This is a genomic window from Yersinia ruckeri ATCC 29473 (assembly GCF_000754815.1).
GTDB lineage: Bacteria > Pseudomonadota > Gammaproteobacteria > Enterobacterales > Enterobacteriaceae > Yersinia > Yersinia ruckeri.
In genome coordinates this window covers 2,196,452-2,214,620 of the sequence record NZ_KN150747.1, presented here as the reverse complement: position 1 = coordinate 2,214,620, position 18,169 = coordinate 2,196,452, and the positions used below count along the sequence as shown (strand labels likewise).

Below are 18,169 nucleotides of genomic sequence, written 5' to 3'. Positions count from 1 at the left end.
AAGCAATCATAACAGGAAGCAGTATGAATACTCACATCTCGGCCGTATTCACACCGTACATTCACTACTGCATCTGACGAGCACCATTGCTCTGCAAGGCGGCTTTATCTTGAGAAATTATGCTGTTTGTATCGGCTAATTCTTTCTTATTTCAATTTTACCGTTTCAATACAATCAGTAGCAAAGCTGGAACGATGCGGATGGCTCCCATGTCAGGGAAAATATAAGCGGAAGTAAGATAAGACAATCAGCACTGTGTTATTTCGCTAAAAAAATTCCGCGAAATAACACAGTATTAGAACATGGAGGTATCAGGCGATTTGCTTCAATTTCTTGATATCGAGACTATCTAACTTGCCATCAAGTTGAGCGACAAATTGCTGGAAATGAGCAGTTTTATTGTGTTTTTGCACAGCATCTTCAGACGCCCAGCGCTCGAAGAAAACAAAGGTGTTTGGCTGATCAATATCACGATGAAGATCGTATTGCAGATTGCCGCTTTCCGCACGACTTGGCTCGATTATTTGATGTAAAATCTCTTTAACATCTTCAAAAAAATCAGGTTTTGCAATCAAACTAGCGATAATGCGCACTTCCATTATTCTCTCTCCTACTTAACATTCAGCCCTAAAGATGGCTAATAATGCGTTAACCCCATCGAGTTCATCGACGGAATGCCTTCTCTATAAGATGCCTTTTTTTAACTGTTTTCAACTTAACCAGAACAATCAGATGCATCAGGCGCGCTTTCCGCTTATCCTTATACCCCGCCGGAAATACTCTTGTACCAGCATCCAACCCCGAAATTATTATCACAGTGGAGCTAGCCAAATGACTGCACAATCCCAGACTCTGAAAATTCACCGCCCTGACGATTGGCATATCCACTTGCGGGATGACGACATGCTTGCCAGAGTGCTCCCTTATACCAGTGAGGTATTTGGTCGTGCGATAGTCATGCCTAATCTGGCGACACCAATTACGACGATACGTAGCGCCATTGCTTACCGTGAGCGAATTCTTGCTGCCGTACCTGCGGGGCATAAATTCACGCCACTGATGACGTGTTACCTGACAGATACCCTGGATATCAACGAATTAACCTGCGGTTTCGAGCAAGGCGTATTTACTGCGGCAAAACTCTACCCGGCCAATGCCACCACTAACTCAACGCAGGGTGTGTCGAATATTCTGGGCATCTATCCTCTGTTTGAACGCATGCAACAATTGGGTATGCCGCTGCTGATTCATGGAGAAGTGACCGCTGCAGACGTGGATATTTTTGATCGGGAAGCGCGTTTTATTGACCAGATTCTGCAACCTATTCGCCAGCAGTTCCCTGAGCTGAAAATCGTCTTCGAGCATATCACCACGAAAGATGCGGCTGATTATGTGTTGGCAGGCAATCGTTTCTTGGCCGCCACCATCACACCGCAGCATTTGATGTTCAACCGCAACCATATGTTGGTCGGTGGTATTCGCCCTCACCTCTTCTGTCTCCCAATCCTCAAACGCAGTACTCATCAGCAGGCATTGCGTCAAGCCGTCGCTAGCGGCAGCGATCGTTTCTTCCTCGGCACTGACTCAGCACCACATGCCCGACATCGTAAGGAGTCGTCCTGCGGCTGTGCTGGCGTATTTAATGCGCCTTCCGCGCTACCTTCTTACGCTACGGTGTTTGAGGAGTTGAATGCGCTGCAACATCTGGAAGCTTTTTGTTCGCTGAACGGCCCACGTTTCTACGGTTTGCCAATCAATGAAGATTTTGTCGAGCTGGAGAAAAGAATCTTCACTCAACCAGAAGAGATCGCTCTGGGTAACGAATCCATCGTTCCTTATCTGGCAGGACAAAGCTTGAATTGGTCGGTGAAAGGTTAAGTATTCTCCACGGGAAGAACGCATTTCTTCCCTATTTCCTGCAATTCTTACATTCGCCCCTTGCCGACCTTATCATTTAACTGTATAAATACACAGTATTGATATTAGGAGGGGCAAACATGCGTGTTGAAGTCAGTATTGATAAAAAAAACCAACTTCTTGCCGGGGCAATTGAAGCACTCACCGGTGAATTGAGTAAAAGGCTCAATACACAATTCCCCGATACAATTGTGACGGTTCGCTATGCCGGAGCCAATAATCTCTCTGTTTTAGGCGGAGCCAAAACGGACAAGGACTTGATTTCGACAATATTACAAGAAATTTGGGAAAGCGCCGACGATTGGTTTGACGCAGAATAACTCACTGTCATGCTGTTTTTGCCGGGGGGTCGCTCCTCGGCTTTTTTGCCTTTTATTTCCTGTTTTTTCGCCTGTTGAAAAGTTTGTTTTCATCTATCACTTGTTTCTACCCTGAGTGTTCCTCAAATTATTCGCTTATTCATCACCGCCCACGTTATTGTTCGTTTTTGCAGCAGACTAAAGTAAATTGTAAAGATTTACCGATATTCGCCAAATATATATCTGGTTGCGTATACTGAAAAAGCTCACCTGATAATGAGCCGCATTGATCCTCATTAGTTACTTCAATTAGTTACTACTTAATAAGGGGTCTATATGGACAGAAATGATGAAGTTATTCAGACTCACCCGCTCGTAGGCTGGGATATCAGCACTGTAGACGCATACAATGCCATGATGATACGCCTTCATTACCTGTCTTCCGTGGATCAGTCACCAGAGCATGCTTTAGTCGATAGAACGCTCTGGTTGACCACCGATGTCGCACGCCAATTAATCAATATATTAGAAGCAGGCATTGCCAAGATCGAATCATCGGATTATTTAGATATTGACCATCGCAAACATTAGTGACACCAAGGGTAAAAACTTTAGGCACCAATGACTCCTCATTCGGTGCCTTTTTATTCGCCCTCTCCTTCGCTACTCCCAATACGCCTCTTTTGATAGCCTGCAACACGTGCTATTACTAATGCCCTTAATTATTGCCTTCAACGTAGTACGATGTTCTTCACTACGATCTGTCAGTTGAATGAGGCAAGGTACAATATGTACGATATTTACCCTTGGAGTCCTAGAGCATGGAATATGATTTGATTGTGGTTGGCAGCGGTTCCATTGGCTCCGCAGCGGGCTATTATGCCGCACAGGCTGGATTGAAGGTGCTGATGATCGACAGTGGCATGCCTCCACACCAATCCGGTAGCCACCATGGTGATACGCGACTGATGCGCCATGCCTATGGTGAAGGCGATAAATATGTACCACTGGTTTTACGGGCGCAATCACTGTGGGACAGTTTGTCTGCGGCAACCGGAACCGCGCTATTTCATGCCAGTGGCTTGATTAATCTCGGCCCGGCAAACTCAGTGTTCCTAAAAAATGTACAGGAAAGCGCCCGGAAATTTGCTTTACCGGTGCAAATACTCACCGGTAAAGAGGTGAAGGAACGATGGCCGCTGTTTAACGTTCCAGATGATTACCTGGGTGTATTTGAACCAAAATCTGGCTATCTGCAATCGGATCTGGCGGTCGCGACGTTAATTAAAGCCGTAACGGCGGCCGGCTGTGGCATTTTATTCAATTGCCCGGTATCGGCTATTGAACCCGATGATGAAGGCGTTGATGTCGTCACGATTGATGGCACATATCGTGGGAAAAAAGTGGTGGTCACTGCTGGAACCTGGGTGAAAAAACTACTGCCGTCACTGCCGGTTACAGCGTTGCGTAAAGTATTTGCCTGGCACCACGCGGATGGCCGTTACAGCGAGGAGAATCACTTCCCGGCATTTACCGTCGAAACGCCCGATAATATTCACTATTACGGTTTCCCCGCGAAGAAAGACGAACTGAAAATCGGTAAGCATAATGGTGGACAACCCATAAACTCTGCGCAGCAAAGAAAGCCTTTTGGCAGTTTTGCCGAGGATGGATCAGAAGTTTTCAGCTTTTTACGTCATTATTTACCCGGTGTTGGTGTCTGTTTACGCGGTGCAGCTTGTAGTTACGATATGAGCCCCGATGAGGACTTTATCATCGATACGCTGCCTGAAAGTAAAAAAATCATGGTGTTCAGTGGGTTAAGCGGACATGGTTTCAAATTCGCCACCGCCTTGGGTGAAATTGCCGCACTGTTCGGTCAAAATAAGCCATCACCTATTGATATTAAACCCTTTTCCCTCAGCCGTTTTTACTAGCCATCGCGTTATCATATTGTTATTTTCCCATGATATGTCGGTCACATCAGGATGTCATGGGAGATGTTATCCTGACATTTAGTTTAATTTATTTTACTATGTACTTTGTATTTTATTATATTTCGCACATTATCCATTCGTAAATACCACACACTTTCATCGCGATTCCCGAATTGACGCTCAACCTGCCAGAGGATTAACTTATTCGCGTTTGCGACCGGGTATGGTTGCGTGAGACAAGGATGTAACACCATGAGAATATTAATCATCGACGAATGTTATTACACTCGCTCTGGTGTAAATAAATACCTAAATAGTATGTCATCTGTCAATTTAATGGATGTAGCAACAGTTGAGCAAGCAACCATCGTTATTGATGATTTCGATCCTACGATAATAATGGTTAATCTAACCCAATATTGTCGATACGGTGGGCACTGCCCATTATTGGAACAATTTATCACCTGCTGTACGCGAGCCAGAGTGTATATTTATCTGGATGCCTCCTATCCTTTCAGTGATACCCCCATCCCTTTAACGGAGTCTGTATCCATATTGGCAAAACGACGTTTACCAGAATTATTACAATCAATCACTAATGTGCAGAGCGCAGATGGCCTGTACCGTCGTCAGGAGACCGTACCACAATCATCGTTATTCAGTCCGCAGGAGCATAAAGTGATGTGCTACTGGATGACGGAAATGCCCAATTATCGCATTGCTAAAAAACTGAATATCAGTGATAGCACCGTCTATTCACATAAAAGGCACATTACCGAAAAAATAAAAGTCAGAAACAGGCTTGAGCTCTGCTTTATTTATAACGTATTTAAATATTTGTATTGAGAAAATCCTACATTCTCCATCCGACGCCAGAAAAGGGTCAGATAGGCAAACTATCTTTACACACTATCTATTAAACGTATTTTTCTGTTCAATATCAGTTTTCAGCATTGAATGTAAAAACTTTTCTATTGCTGCTAATGGAATTAAAAATCCGGCGATGACCCATTTCATTCTTGTCCGATGGGTGATGCATAGCCGGGTTATTTTATTTGTCCAACTTCAATAGTTTATTAAATTAAGTTGCCATTTTTATAGTTACATAATAATCGTCGTAATAATTCATGTTATTAACTAATAGCGTTAATATCTTTGTTGTAATAAACCTGAGGCTTACGACTGTCAGCATGGATATATCATTACGTTTATTACCCAGAAAGGTAGAGAATGCAATTATTTTCCCGCCCTGAGTCACAGCACTAACTGATTGTTTCAAGAATAAATTTAACTGTAATTATTGCAGATTTCGCTGGTTGGTTGGCGTCAATGCTCAATAAATTATTTTCAATTTTAATCAATAAGGTACGCCAACATCTGGTGTTGAATATCTGTCTATAGTTGATCCTCCTGCGGCGGGATATTGACTTCTTTGTCTTCTATACCTAGCGCTTTTATCGTAGCAAACCTAGTGGGGCCAGTCGCCGATTCACCTTATCAGGAGAATGAGGCCACTATCGCACCCCACTCCGCCCAAAACACTCTATCCTATGACTCGGTTTCAATAGATACCGGCTGACCATCACCCAGTAGTACCGCAAACTTATGGCCCGTCGGCGTTAATTCAAGAGCAATCTTTGCGATAATCGTCAAGGGAACCGAGAGTAACATACCAATTGGCCCTAACAGCCAGCCCCAGAAAATCAGTGACAAGAAAACCACCAGCGTTGATAGCCCCAGACCTCTCCCCATGATGCGCGGGTCGATGATGTTACCACCAATCAGATTAATCAGAATAAAGCCGCCAGCAACCACCAGGGCATCAGCAAAGCCATTAAACAATAATGCTTGAATAATCGGCGGAATAGCCGCCAATACCGAACCAATATTCGGAATATAATTAAGTAAGAAAGCTAGCAGCCCCCAGATAAAGGCGAAGCGGACGTCCATTGATGCCAAAAAGAGCCAAACTACGATACCGGTAGCCACGCTGATGACGGTTTTAATCACCAGATAGTGCGTCACCCCTTTGACTGCGCGTTGTAGCACCTCAATCCCTTTTATCGGGTCATCAAACATCAATTGCAGTTTGTAAGGCAAGCGCTCAACCTCAAACAACATAAAGACCACAGTCATCAACAGCAGAAAAATGCCGGTCATGGCACCGGAAAGATGGCTAATGAGCCGGGTAACAAAATTCATCGCTGCGCCAGGATCAACATACTTCATCACATCATCGACCGACATATTGATATTAAAACGTTCGGCAAACTCATGCAGCTCGCGAATTTTCTCCAGCATCACGCCGCGATACTGCGGCAGCGAGCGAGCAAACTCATTCAATGAGCTACCGAGCATTCCCACCACGAATGACATTAAAAGAATAATCATCGTTACTAATAGGACTATCGCCAGCGTGCGGGGGATTTTTATTTTTTGCAGTAGCCTGACGACTGGATTCAACACGATGGAGAGAAATATGGCTAATAGGAAGGGAACTACGATCGGCGATGCCGCTTTAATTCCAGCCATAATCACCACCAGCATAGCCAACATGGCGACGATTCGTAGACCTTTATTGCTGACTGTCGGCGTAACCATAATTTTTCCTTGCATTAAGCCCATTATCGAAAATGATGATAAAAAAAATGAGGAATCGAAAATAACAGAGCGATTCCTCAAATTAAACTTAATTTACCGAATATAGCTACCGAGCTGAACGTAAACTCATCCTTTTAGCTTGTTTTTTTAGTCGTCGGATTTTTCAGGTGCAGGAATGTGCATGGTCGTTTGTAATAATCCTTTTGATTTATTGAATATTTTCACGCCATTTTCGCGGCCAGCACGACGGGCACGCTGTTCTTCACGAGGCAGTTGTAATTCGTCACGGCAAATCTCGCTACAACAACCGTCAAACTTGGCGGCACAGGTTGGACACTGGATAAACAGTAAGTGGCATCCGTCATTCTGACAATTGGTATGTGCATCACAAGGCGTACCACATTGATGACAATGGGCAATCACATGGTCAGAAATACGCTCGCCCATACGCTCATCGAAAACAAAATTTTTACCGATAAATTTTAACGGCAATCCCTGCTCTTTGGCTTTACGGGCATATTCGATAATACCGCCTTCAACATGATAAATATTTTTGAAGCCGTTATGCAGCATATAGGCGCTGGCTTTTTCACAACGGATACCGCCGGTGCAATACATAACAATATTTTTGTCTTTGGCTTGCTGCAACATATCCACCGCCATCGGCAATTGCTCACGGAACGTATCCGAAGGCACCTCGATGGCATTTTCAAAATGGCCCACTTCATATTCGTAGTGGTTACGCATATCGACAAACAACGTATTGGGGTCATCAATCATCTGATTGACCTGTTCCGCTTTCAGATAATGACCCACATTCGCTGGATTAAAACTGTCATCGTCAATACCGTCGGCAACAATGCGCTCGCGTACTTTCATTCGTAGCACCCAGAAGGATTTACCATCATCTTCCAATGCCACATTAAGGCGAACCTGGTCTAGCGCCGGATGCGAAGCAAACAGCGTCGCTTTAAAATCTTCGTAGCGGTTAGCCGGGACGCTGATTTGCGCATTGATACCTTCTTTCGCCACATACACTCGGCCAAATACAGCCAATGTTACAAATTGGCTGTAAAGGTGGTCACGGAATGCTTTGGCATCATCTAGATTGAAGTATTTATAAAAAGAAACTGTGGTACGGGGTTCGGTCTCGGCCAACATCCGTGCTTTAAGTTCCTCATTAGAAATTCGGTTATGTAACACTGGCATGGTGTACTTTCCTGTCTTTCGAAGAGGTTACTGATAGATATTTGAGCAGTGGGACTGCGGTTATGGCAGGCGTTAACCCGCGCGGCGCACATCATACCTGAAACTGGCGGATCACACAGCGGTAAGAACCGGTTATAGTGTGTGGCTGCATTTGTTAGTCTGATAAATATAAGCCAAAATTAGTGCTAATCCTGTCTGTCTGATAGACAGATTGGATGCGAAACTGCACAAATCACCGGCAATGGTGACTTGGATGGTGTTTTAATGCTGTCAGTTTTCCCGTTATGGCGCAAAAATGCCACAATAAGCTACCTTAAACGGTAGATAAACCTATTGATAGTAAGACTGGTAACACCGATATAACAGCCATAAGGTAAATATTCACCGTCTTAAACGATCACTCTGAAGCTGAGAGCATACGATGCAAGTTCCTTCTTTTAAGCGTGCATTGCTGCACCCGCGATACTGGCCAACATGGTTAGGCCTAGGTATCCTCTACTTACTGGTTTTACTGCCCTACCCGATGATTTATGCCATGGGTACCTCTCTGGGGCGTTTCTCCATGCGGTTCCTCAAACGCCGTCGCTATATTACCGAACGAAATCTAGAGCTGTGCTTTCCACAGATGTCTAAAGCGGAGCGCGACCAGTTAGTGGTCAAGAATTTCGAATCCGTTGGCATGGGGTTATTTGAAACCGGAATGGCCTGGTTCTGGCCAGACTGGCGAATCAATCGCTGGTGTAAAATCAATGGGTTGGAACATATTAACACCGCGCGGGAAAAAGGTCAGGGCGTCCTGCTGATTGGCTTGCATTTCCTCACATTGGAATTGGGTGCACGTATCTTCGGTATTTATAACCCTGGTATTGGCGTTTATCGGCCTCATGATAATAAAGCCATGGACTGGATACAGACTTGGGGGCGTTTACGGTCAAATAAATCCATGCTGGATCGCAAAGATCTGAAAGGTATGGTTCGCAGCCTAAAGCAAGGTGAGATTATCTGGTATGCACCGGATCACGATTACGGCCCACGTAGCAGCGTGTTTGTCCCTCTTTTTGCCGTGGACGATGCCGCCACAACAACCGGAACTTACCTGCTGGTTCGCATGGCTAACCCCGCGGTAATCCCATTTACACCGCGCCGTCTGCCTGATGGCAAAGGTTACCAACTCACGCTACAACCGGCAGTGGAAGATTTCCCGCTGGAAAATGATGTAGCCGCCGCTGCTTTTATGAATAAAGTGATCGAAAATGAAATTCAGCAGGCAACGGATCAATATATGTGGCTCCACCGTCGCTTCAAAACACGTCCCGCAGGCGCGCCACGGTTATATGAATAATGGCTTTATCGACGTCGGTGCCGAACACCGGCGTCACCCCAAACGTCCAGCCAAGTTTTTCATCCGCAAACTATCGTCTACAAACAAAAACCTTGCTAAAAGGGTTGTCAATCAGCCATCAACATGGGAGTTTATCTTTAACTTATTCCCACAGTGACCTACCATGTATATTATTAATTTAACTTATCATCGCCCGTTGAAGAGGTTGATGTACATCTGGATGCCCACATTGCCTGGCTACATCACTATTACGCCCAAGGCATATTTTTGGCCTCTGGACGTAAAAATCCGCGCACCGGCGGTGTTATTTTTGCCATTGCGCTGCCACGTGACGAACTGGATGCTATTTTGGCAGAAGATCCATTTAACGCCGTTGCTCATTATGATGTTATCGAATTTACGCCAACCATGACGTCTGACTCACTCACCGCTCTCAAGGGGTTATAAAACGTCGCCGGGATGATTACGGCCTGCATAGAGTCGCCATTCTCGCCCTTTAGGGCGGGAAAACACCCACTGACAATCCTCATTTTCCGGCAGGAGATAAATCACTTTTGCCGACGTTTTTTGCTGAATAAAGCTCATATAGACTTAATTAAAACGCCAGTACCCTGCCCAATTCGCCTAAAACCGACGTTTTACTCTCTTTTACTGAAGATTTTTTTATTCCGCTGAAAAACAGACGTAAAAAACCCTCTTACCGCTCAACATAATCCCTTAAAAAACAACAAACAAGTTAACATCACCGCTCACGGCAATCACTAAAAAAGCGGGGGCAAAAAACCATCCTCACGCAAAAATATAACTCTAAAAAACGAGATGTATATCGACTTTTCATCTAAAAAATGGGATATAAGCATCGTAGAAAACCAAAGCAACGTTATTATGGAGTTAAATACTATTATATAGAGTGTTAAAACGATCATTCGTTATTTTAGTGACTGCCTTAACTCTGACGCTCAACGGCAGCACTAACGCGAACCAGGTACGTTGATTCACTGACACCACAGCCCAATTTTTATAGGCGACTTCTATGGGAAGACTTTATGCAATTTTCTAATACTAAAACATTCTTTGGCCATCCCTATCCCCTCAGTTCGCTGTTCTTCACCGAGATGTGGGAACGTTTCTCATTTTACGGCATCCGCCCACTGCTGATCCTATTTATGGCTGCCACGGTTTATGACGGTGGTTTAGGTCTGCCGCGTGAACAGGCTTCTGCCATCGTCGGTATTTTTGCCGGTAGCTTGTATCTCGCCTCATTGCCGGGTGGCTGGCTGGCCGATAACTGGCTAGGACAACAACGGGCCGTCTGGTATGGCTCAATCCTGATTGCGTTGGGCCACCTTTCCATCGCCCTGTCCGCCTTCTTCGGCAATGAGATGTTCTTTATCGGTCTGGTCTTTATCGTTTTGGGAACCGGCCTGTTCAAAACCTGTATTTCCGTGATGGTCGGCACCCTTTACAAACCGGGTGATGCTCGTCGCGATGGCGGTTTCTCGCTGTTCTATATGGGAATCAATATGGGTTCCTTTATTGCGCCACTGCTATCAGGATGGCTATTGCGCACCCACGGCTGGCACTGGGGCTTCGGCATCGGCGGCGTCGGCATGTTAGTCGCATTATTAACCTTTCGCATGTTCGTGATTCCGTCCATGACTCGCTATGATGCTGAAGTCGGTATGGATTCCAGTTGGAACCGCCCTACCGTCAAACGTAAGAATGTCGCCAAGTGGGTTGGTGCAGCCATGGTTGCATTGACTGCGGTGGTTATTCTGGTTACTCAAGGCGTAATTGTAATTAATCCGGTATTGGTTGCCGGTACACTGGTTTACCTGATCGCAGCCTCGGTCACACTGTATTTTGTCTATCTGTTTGCCTTGGCTGGTTTAAGCCGTAAAGATAAAGCACGGTTGCTGGTATGCTTTATCCTGCTGGTTTCAGCCGCGTTCTTCTGGTCAGCTTTTGAGCAAAAACCAACCTCATTCAACCTGTTTGCCAATGATTACACTGACCGCATGGTGATGGGTTTTGAAATCCCGACCGTTTGGTTCCAATCGGTTAACGCCCTATTTATCATTCTGCTGGCACCGATATTTAGCTGGGCCTGGCCTGCACTGGCGAAAAAAAGCATCCGTCCAAGCAGTATTACCAAATTTGTTATCGGTATTCTCTGTGCCGCTGCCGGTTTTGGTGTGATGATGCTGGCCGCACAGCATGTGCTGACCACGGGTGAAGGGGTTTCCCCGCTCTGGCTGGTAGGCAGTATTCTGATGCTGACGCTGGGTGAACTTTGCCTTAGCCCGATTGGGCTGGCGACCATGACACTATTGGCACCAGACAGAATGCGTGGGCAGGTTATGGGTCTGTGGTTTTGTGCTTCGGCGCTGGGTAATCTGGCCGCTGGGCTGATTGGTGGCCATGTGAAAGCCGATCAGTTGGATATGCTGCCAACCCTGTTTGCCCGCTGCTCTATTGCATTGGTCATCTGTGCCGCAATCCTGATTCTGCTGATTGTACCTATTCGTCGGATGATGAATAACACCCAAGGTAGCGCGCCAACGGCGTAGCTTCATCTGATGCGGAAAAATAGCCAGCCCGATGTTAGGTTGGCTTTTTTTATGCTCGTTTACAGTGGCCAGGGACGCTGCTGTAACACCACCCGATAACCGTCTATATCTTCAAAGGATTTACCATTGATATCCCAATAAGGATTGTAGGCGGTTACAATCTGAAAACCGGCAGTTTGCATATCTCGACACTGTGCGTGCCATTCTTCCTGATCCGCTAGATAGAATACCAGCAGATTATCCTGTGTCGGCGCACCACTGACAACAGAGCCGCGATGATGAGTAAACTCCAGATGATAGGTATGGTGAGGGTGCCCTAAAATTCTGCCATCGAATCCCTGATGGTTCTCAAAACTCCCCAGCAGGCGAAAACCTAGACCCTGACAATACATTTCAGTGATAACATCAAGATTATCCGTCGGTCTGGCAACGCGCATGACCGAATTGACTGGCAGCATAGATAAATTCCATCTGAAATAGCGTGGTTGATTATAAAGATCAGACTGGCTAACCCTAATGACTATCCAGCGATCCTGCCATTACAGCACGATAATATCCTGGAAAACCTCACCGATAAGCAACAGCAAAGTAGTACCGTTTTACGCATAGATGAAAGGCCGTTGGCAAGTGGAGCGTTAACCTCGTTCGTGAGGCATGAATAACGTAAAACGGGCAATGTGCAGAACACATTGCCCATGATAATGACTGAAGAATATGAGGATAAGCTAGCGAGGCATGGCCTTTTCATTCTGCGGTAACTGGCGATAAAATTCCGCCCACTGTGCATAGACTTCCGGCTGTTGCCAAACTTGCTGATGCAGGCGGGATATCATGACCGGATCGCTGAGTAATTCCAAACGCTGTAGCTTGGTCAGTTTCTCTGGCCCGCCACTCAGCGCCTCACTCACCCGCAGCGTCCGCACCTGATCGATAATGTCACGCGCATGATGGCGTGCCGTCGCCATCGCACTGGCCAACGCATTGAGTGACGGATTCATCACCGCATGTAAAAAACCGTCAGCCAAGGCATGTTGGCGATTCAGTAACAAATATTGTTCCGTGGCAACCAATTCACTTGGTGGATTATATTCCTCGGGAATCAGGAAGATCCTGGCTCGCTTGCTGGCCATACCCAAGGTTCTACGACTGGATAGCACCGACACTATCGGCGACAGGATCAGCGAGAAAACAATCGGCGACAACCACCACAGGAAACGCAGATCCAGCCATGCAACGCCACCAGCCCAAATCAGCCCCAGTAACATTTGCGGGCCATGACGCACCAGCGCTTCACTCCATGGCGTCGCATCATCATCACGCTGTGGCGAATTCCATTGTACCGACCAACCAAGGAACGCGCTGACCACAAAGACCGTATGGAATAACATCCGAACCGGAGCCAAAAGCACCGAGAACAGCATTTCCAGTAGCATAGAAAGTAACAGACGAATATTACCGCCGTATTCTTTCGCCCCCTTAGCCCAAATCAGGATAATGCTTAGCAACTTAGGCAAGAATAACAGAACCAAAGTGGTAGAAAATAGGCCGATGGCCAGCTCTGGGCGCCACTGTGGCCACACGGGGTACAACTGGCGTGGTTGCAGGAAATACTGCGGTTCCATCAACGTATGTACCACCTGCAACGCCGTAGACAAGACCAGGAACATAAACCACAGCGGAGCCGATAGATAAGACATCACGCCAGTCAGGAATACTGCCCGGTGAACCGGATGCATACCTTTAACCAAAAACAGGCGGAAGTTCATCAGGTTACCATGACACCAGCGGCGATCACGTTTCAGTTCATCCAACAAGTTAGGTGGCAACTCTTCATAACTGCCCGGTAAATCATAGGCAATCCACACCCCCCAGCCCGCTCGACGCATCAATGCGGCTTCAACAAAATCATGCGACAAAATGGAACCAGCGAAAGAGCCTTCTCCTGGTAACGGTGCCAATGCGCAGTGTTCAATAAAGGGTTTCACGCGAATAATGGCGTTATGACCCCAATAATGTGATTCTCCCAATTGCCAATAGTGCAGGCCGGCGGTGAACAGCGGGCCGTAAACTCGGGTAGCAAATTGCTGAATCCGCGCATACAGTGTATCCATTCCCGAGGCTTTGGGCGCGGACTGAATAATTCCGGCGTTAGGGTTAGCTTCCATCAGGCGCACCAAACCGGTCAGGCATTCGCCGCTCATCACACTGTCGGCATCCAGTATCACCATGTAGCTATACTGGCTGCCCCAACGACGACAGAAATCATCGATATTGCCGCTTTTACGCTTGACCCGACGACGACGACGGCGATAGAAAATCTTGCCATGGCCCTCAACGTCGCGACACAGTTCCAACCAGGCTTGCTGTTCGGCAACACAAATATCTGGATCGTAGCTGTCACTCAATACGTAAATATCGAAATGTTCCAACTGCCCGGTTGCAGCAACCGATTCATAAGTCGCGCGCAGACCGGCGAAAACCCGTTCTACATCTTCGTTACAAATCGGCATGATCAACGCGGTACGATGGGTAGGATCCAGCGGTTCCTTACCGGTGATACTGGCAGAAATACTGTACTTATCCTTACCAATCAACAACTGTAGGAAACCCATCAACGCAGTCCAGAATCCAGCAGAAACCCAGCAGAACAAAATGGCGAACAGGATTAAAATTCCAGTCTGTAACAGATAAGGCAATAACTGCCCTATCGACTGCTGCCAATTCTGGTTCCAGATTTCTATCGGATCGATCAGCGCCCAGCCCTGATAAGGCAGAATGCTTTTCATGTATACCGTCGCAATGCTGGTTTGTACCAATATCAGCACTAACAATATATAGCGACGTATCGATCCTACCGTACGCCACTGACGTTCTGCATCGGCCTGTTCTGGCGTTGTGGCACGAGAAACCACGCCGCGCCCCAACAGTGAATCCCAAAAACGCGCGACCGGATTGGTACGCCAGGCTTCGGGAAACATGCGTGAACGCACGATGGGCGGTGTGGCCGTGATCACCGTGCGCCCTTCGGCATCCGTGGTCAATTTCTTACCCCCCTCCAGCGCATCCGGCCAAGCAGCCAGTAACCGCGCTTTAACCGAAGCCAGCGCCGCCTCTTCTACCGCTAAGTCGCCATTTTCTGACTGACCTGCTGCCAGTTGACGATGCAACTGTGTCAGCGCATCCCGATCATCATCAGGCAATGCCGCCCGTAATGCCTGCTGCTGTTCAGCAGTCAGAGGCAAGGCAGCGATATAATCCTGTAAAGCATAAGTTGACTTATTCATTGGCAGGTAGCTGATAGCTCCAGGTTTCCGTCAGAGTCTTGTCACCGTTAGCCAGTGCAGCCCGCATTTCTATCGGTTTTTTCGCGTCTTTCACTTTAACTCTTAGTGTTAAACGCCAGCCTTTGGTTTCCGGGTTGTAACGAATGCTGCTCTCCAGCAATTCTCCGTTATCATCAATGCTGACCTGAGGAGTCAGCGCGGTATTCTGGTCGAGAGAACTGAATACTGGGCCGATAAAGTCAATCAGAAACGCTACGCTGCCATCAGGCTCACGAATCAAATTCGACTGTTTAACATCACCGGTAGAACGCAAAGTCTGTTTTACATAGCCCACTTCATTAGAATACAGTTGATCTTCGTCGCGGGTGAAGTGCAGGCGGTAGTTCAGATCCAACGAATGTTTGGCATCTGGCAATACATCCGGTGACCAGAAAGCCACAATGTTGTCATTGGTTTCATCCGCCGTAGGAATTTCCACCAACTCCACCTTGCCTTTACCCCAATCACCACGCGGTTCTACCCAGGCACTTGGGCGCAAGTCATAACGGTCGTCCAAATCTTCATACTGGGAGAATGCGCGCCCACGTTGCAGCAAACCAAAGCCTTTCGGATTCTCAATGGTATAAGTGCTGACGGACAAGTGTTTAGGGTTATTCAACGGTCGCCAAATCCACTCACCATTTCCGGCGTGAATCGATAAACCATTGGAGTCATGCAATGCTGGGCGGTAATTCAGCACTTTTGACGGCTGATTCGCCCCAAACAGGAACATACTGGTCAATGGCGCAATACCCAGTTTGTCGACTTTGTCACGCAGGAACACCTTAGCCTGTACATCTATCGTGCTATCGCGCCCCGGATAAACGGTGAAACGATAGGCACCTGTGGCGCGTGGCGAATCCAGCAACGCATAGATCACCAGGTGTTTGTCATTCGGTTTTGGTCGTTCGATCCAGAATTCGCGGAAACGTGGGAACTCTTCGCCAGAAGCCAGTGCGGTATCAATCGCCAAGCCGCGCGCAGACAAACCATAAACCTGCCCTTTACCAATCACGCGGAAATAACTGGCACCGAGCATACTCATCACTTCGTCATTTTTATCCGCTTGATTAATCGGATAAAGCACTTTAAACCCGGCAAAACCGAGTTTTTTGACGGCATCAGGATCGTGTTTCACGGTTCCAAAATTAAAATAATCTGGGTTGTATTTGATCGGTGTAACACGCTTGGCGGTGATTTCATTGATTTGCACCGGCGTATCAAAATACATCCCCTGATGATAAAACTCTAACTTAAAAGGTGTTTTCAGTTTATTCCAGTAAGACTTCTGGTGATTGAACTGAATTTGTTGATAGTCGGCAAATTTCATTTCGCGGAATTGCGATGGCAGGTTACTCTTTGGTGCTTCATAACTTTTACCCGCCAGACTCTGGGCCTGTTTTGCCACATCCTCCAAAGTAAATGCCGAAGCCGCTGAAGAGAAAAAAGATAACAATAAAGCAACACTCAGCCATTTAGCGTGATTCGCATAAAGGCCTTTAGATAAAATATTAACTGGCACAATTCCCCCTGTACGGGTGCTTAAATTCTTAACTCAATATTAATGGATTATCCTGTCTTGCGACAATATGATAAATCCTGATTTTATGTTTATGGCTATTATTTAAACGTCGAGCTAATCATAAGCCTATCAAGCCCCATTGGAATACGCTATGGAAAAATATTAATCACTATAGTAGGGTTTTACATTCGGCTTTATGCATTGCTGGCAAAATAAGCGCGTTATTCTAAATGTTATAATAAGTAGTGAATATCTATGAAAAAAAGCACTAAACAACGGGAATACTTTCTGGACGCTATTCGCGCCTATTTGATGCTGTTGGGCATTCCTTTTCATCTTTCTCTGATTTACTCCAGCCATCATTGGGCGGTAAATAGCAGCATCCCATCGTCGTCACTCACGCTACTGAACGATGTTATCCACGCCTTTCGTATGCAGGTTTTCTTCGTTATTTCCGGCTATTTCTCTTTTATGCTTTATGAACGCTATGAACAGCGCCGCTGGCTAAAAGTTCGCCTGGAACGAATCGCCATACCGCTGCTAACCGCAATCCCGCTGATTACCCTGCCACAATTTTTCCTGCTCAAACATTACACGGATAAATTGCAGGAATGGGATTCTTTTACACTTTATCAAAAAATAAATATTGCTATTTGGGAAGGTGTTTCGCATCTGTGGTTTTTGTTATCGCTGGTCTTACTAACCATCATGGGAATTTATCTATTCAATAAGATTAAAAATATCAACTACTCCGTCATTGGTGTGATTAATAAACTGAATGGTTTAGGAAAAATCTCACTGATTTTCTTTGTATTCTCTTTATTCTATTCGGGAATACACAGAATAATATTTATACTTAACCCAGAATTACTTTTTAATAGCGTCTTTAATTTTGTGGTGATGGAGACAGTGTTCTATCTTCCATTTTTTATTCTGGGCGCATTCAGTTTTAAATACACCGCGCTAAAAGAATTGTTTCTAAAGTTTTCCTACGGTGCGTTAATCAGTTCTCTTATCCTGTTAGCCGCCTATTGTTTCAACCTGCAGCTCAACACGCCAACTTATTACTCCTCTGAGTTGGAGATCATGATCAAAATGCTGATGGGCATCACTATGACTAACGTAGTGTTTTCGCTGGGCTACCGCCTACTCAATTTTTCGTCTGTCGGCGTCACCTATCTGGTGAATGCGTCACTGTTTATCTATCTGGTTCATCATCCTTTGACTTTGATTTACGGTGCCTTTATTACGCCACACATTCATAATAATGCTCTGGGATTCTTTCTAGGCCTGCTATTCGTGTTGCCTATTGCATTGCTATTGTATGAAATTCACTTACGCATTCCATTGCTGACATTCCTCTTTTCTGGCCGGCACAGTTCCACTATGTGCTTATCGCATAATGTTATTACCAAGTAATATGAAAGTGACCATACCGTTAGAGGCATA

14 protein-coding genes and 1 pseudogene are annotated in these 18,169 nt (G+C 46.0%); 9 read left to right on the top strand and 6 right to left on the bottom strand.

Translation table 11 applies throughout. From position 1 onward, the window contains the following. Positions 1–311: 311 nt before the first annotated feature. Entirely contained in the window at positions 312–599 is a 288-nt protein-coding gene (locus DJ39_RS09815; protein ID WP_004718987.1) for a putative quinol monooxygenase, read from the bottom strand. 232 nt (positions 600–831) lie between these two features. Here DJ39_RS09815 and pyrC point away from each other — a divergent pair, with 232 nt between their 5' ends. The 5 genes from pyrC to DJ39_RS09790 all read left to right on the top strand — a co-directional run bounded on the left by pyrC (position 832) and on the right by DJ39_RS09790 (position 4,999). Then, positions 832–1,878, top strand: a complete 1,047-nt coding sequence (pyrC, locus tag DJ39_RS09810; RefSeq protein WP_004718984.1) for a dihydroorotase — start codon at positions 832–834, stop codon at positions 1,876–1,878. A 119-nt stretch (positions 1,879–1,997) separates the two neighbouring features. Continuing rightward, entirely contained in the window at positions 1,998–2,237 is a 240-nt protein-coding gene (gene dinI / locus DJ39_RS09805; RefSeq protein WP_004718983.1) for a DNA damage-inducible protein I, read from the top strand. A 315-nt stretch (positions 2,238–2,552) separates the two neighbouring features. Next, positions 2,553–2,807: a biofilm formation regulator BssS gene (gene bssS, locus DJ39_RS09800; protein WP_038241611.1), complete on the top strand. Its 255-nt coding sequence runs from the start codon at positions 2,553–2,555 to the stop codon at positions 2,805–2,807. A gap of 230 nt (positions 2,808–3,037) precedes the next feature. After that, positions 3,038–4,153, top strand: a complete 1,116-nt coding sequence (gene solA / locus DJ39_RS09795; RefSeq protein WP_004718980.1) for an N-methyl-L-tryptophan oxidase — start codon at positions 3,038–3,040, stop codon at positions 4,151–4,153. Between the two features lie 252 nt (positions 4,154–4,405). Next, positions 4,406–4,999: a LuxR C-terminal-related transcriptional regulator gene (locus DJ39_RS09790; protein ID WP_038251333.1), complete on the top strand. Its 594-nt coding sequence runs from the start codon at positions 4,406–4,408 to the stop codon at positions 4,997–4,999. A gap of 702 nt (positions 5,000–5,701) precedes the next feature. On the opposite strand, the gene DJ39_RS09785 is transcribed toward DJ39_RS09790, so the two are convergent. Next, complete coding sequence (locus DJ39_RS09785; RefSeq protein WP_038241601.1) at positions 5,702–6,754, bottom strand: AI-2E family transporter; 1,053 nt, start codon at positions 6,752–6,754, stop codon at positions 5,702–5,704. A gap of 147 nt (positions 6,755–6,901) precedes the next feature. Next, positions 6,902–7,963, bottom strand: coding sequence for an oxygen-dependent tRNA uridine(34) hydroxylase TrhO (gene trhO / locus DJ39_RS09780; protein WP_004718975.1), 1,062 nt, complete (start codon positions 7,961–7,963; stop codon positions 6,902–6,904). Positions 7,964–8,384: 421 nt separating this feature from the next. Here trhO and DJ39_RS09775 point away from each other — a divergent pair, with 421 nt between their 5' ends. From DJ39_RS09775 to DJ39_RS09765, 3 genes and pseudogenes are all read left to right on the top strand, one after another. Continuing rightward, positions 8,385–9,305, top strand: a complete 921-nt coding sequence (locus DJ39_RS09775; RefSeq protein ID WP_038241599.1) for a Kdo(2)-lipid IV(A) acyltransferase — start codon at positions 8,385–8,387, stop codon at positions 9,303–9,305. A 163-nt stretch (positions 9,306–9,468) separates the two neighbouring features. Next, a pseudogene (locus DJ39_RS09770) lies at positions 9,469–9,752 on the top strand (YciI family protein). Between the two features lie 599 nt (positions 9,753–10,351). Beyond that, on the top strand, positions 10,352–11,875 hold the full coding sequence (locus DJ39_RS09765) for a peptide MFS transporter (protein ID WP_004718968.1): 1,524 nt from the start codon (positions 10,352–10,354) through the stop codon (positions 11,873–11,875). Positions 11,876–11,934: 59 nt separating this feature from the next. Here the strand turns inward: DJ39_RS09765 and DJ39_RS09760 are convergent, their stop codons facing one another. The 3 genes from DJ39_RS09760 to DJ39_RS09750 all read right to left on the bottom strand — a co-directional run bounded on the left by DJ39_RS09760 (position 11,935) and on the right by DJ39_RS09750 (position 16,669). After that, positions 11,935–12,333 carry a VOC family protein gene (locus DJ39_RS09760; RefSeq protein WP_004718967.1) on the bottom strand — a complete coding sequence of 133 codons (399 nt, stop codon included), beginning with the start codon at positions 12,331–12,333 and terminating at the stop codon, positions 11,935–11,937. A 267-nt stretch (positions 12,334–12,600) separates the two neighbouring features. Next, a complete protein-coding gene (mdoH, locus tag DJ39_RS09755; RefSeq protein WP_045844033.1) occupies positions 12,601–15,159 on the bottom strand; it encodes a glucans biosynthesis glucosyltransferase MdoH in 2,559 nt (852 codons plus the stop codon). Further along, complete coding sequence (locus DJ39_RS09750) at positions 15,152–16,669, bottom strand: glucan biosynthesis protein G (RefSeq protein WP_256466075.1); 1,518 nt, start codon at positions 16,667–16,669, stop codon at positions 15,152–15,154. The genes mdoH and DJ39_RS09750 overlap by 8 nt, the downstream gene beginning before the upstream one ends. A 306-nt stretch (positions 16,670–16,975) precedes the next feature. On the opposite strand from DJ39_RS09750, the gene mdoC reads away from it, so the two are divergent. Further along, a complete protein-coding gene (mdoC, locus tag DJ39_RS09745; protein ID WP_004718959.1) occupies positions 16,976–18,139 on the top strand; it encodes a glucans biosynthesis protein MdoC in 1,164 nt (387 codons plus the stop codon). Positions 18,140–18,169 lie beyond the last annotated feature (30 nt).

Bases quoted from the DNA above. Each gene is read 5' to 3' on its own strand.
- DJ39_RS09815 (WP_004718987.1), bottom strand. From the start codon at position 599: ATGGAAGTGCGCATTATCGCTAGTTTGATTGCAAAACCTGATTTTTTT.
- pyrC (WP_004718984.1), top strand. From the start codon at position 832: ATGACTGCACAATCCCAGACTCTGAAAATTCACCGCCCTGACGATTGG.
- dinI (WP_004718983.1), top strand. From the start codon at position 1,998: ATGCGTGTTGAAGTCAGTATTGATAAAAAAAACCAACTTCTTGCCGGG.
- bssS (WP_038241611.1), top strand. From the start codon at position 2,553: ATGGACAGAAATGATGAAGTTATTCAGACTCACCCGCTCGTAGGCTGG.
- solA (WP_004718980.1), top strand. From the start codon at position 3,038: ATGGAATATGATTTGATTGTGGTTGGCAGCGGTTCCATTGGCTCCGCA.
- DJ39_RS09790 (WP_038251333.1), top strand. From the start codon at position 4,406: ATGAGAATATTAATCATCGACGAATGTTATTACACTCGCTCTGGTGTA.
- DJ39_RS09785 (WP_038241601.1), bottom strand. From the start codon at position 6,754: ATGGTTACGCCGACAGTCAGCAATAAAGGTCTACGAATCGTCGCCATG.
- trhO (WP_004718975.1), bottom strand. From the start codon at position 7,963: ATGCCAGTGTTACATAACCGAATTTCTAATGAGGAACTTAAAGCACGG.
- DJ39_RS09775 (WP_038241599.1), top strand. From the start codon at position 8,385: ATGCAAGTTCCTTCTTTTAAGCGTGCATTGCTGCACCCGCGATACTGG.
- DJ39_RS09765 (WP_004718968.1), top strand. From the start codon at position 10,352: ATGCAATTTTCTAATACTAAAACATTCTTTGGCCATCCCTATCCCCTC.
- DJ39_RS09760 (WP_004718967.1), bottom strand. From the start codon at position 12,333: ATGCTGCCAGTCAATTCGGTCATGCGCGTTGCCAGACCGACGGATAAT.
- mdoH (WP_045844033.1), bottom strand. From the start codon at position 15,159: ATGAATAAGTCAACTTATGCTTTACAGGATTATATCGCTGCCTTGCCT.
- mdoC (WP_004718959.1), top strand. From the start codon at position 16,976: ATGAAAAAAAGCACTAAACAACGGGAATACTTTCTGGACGCTATTCGC.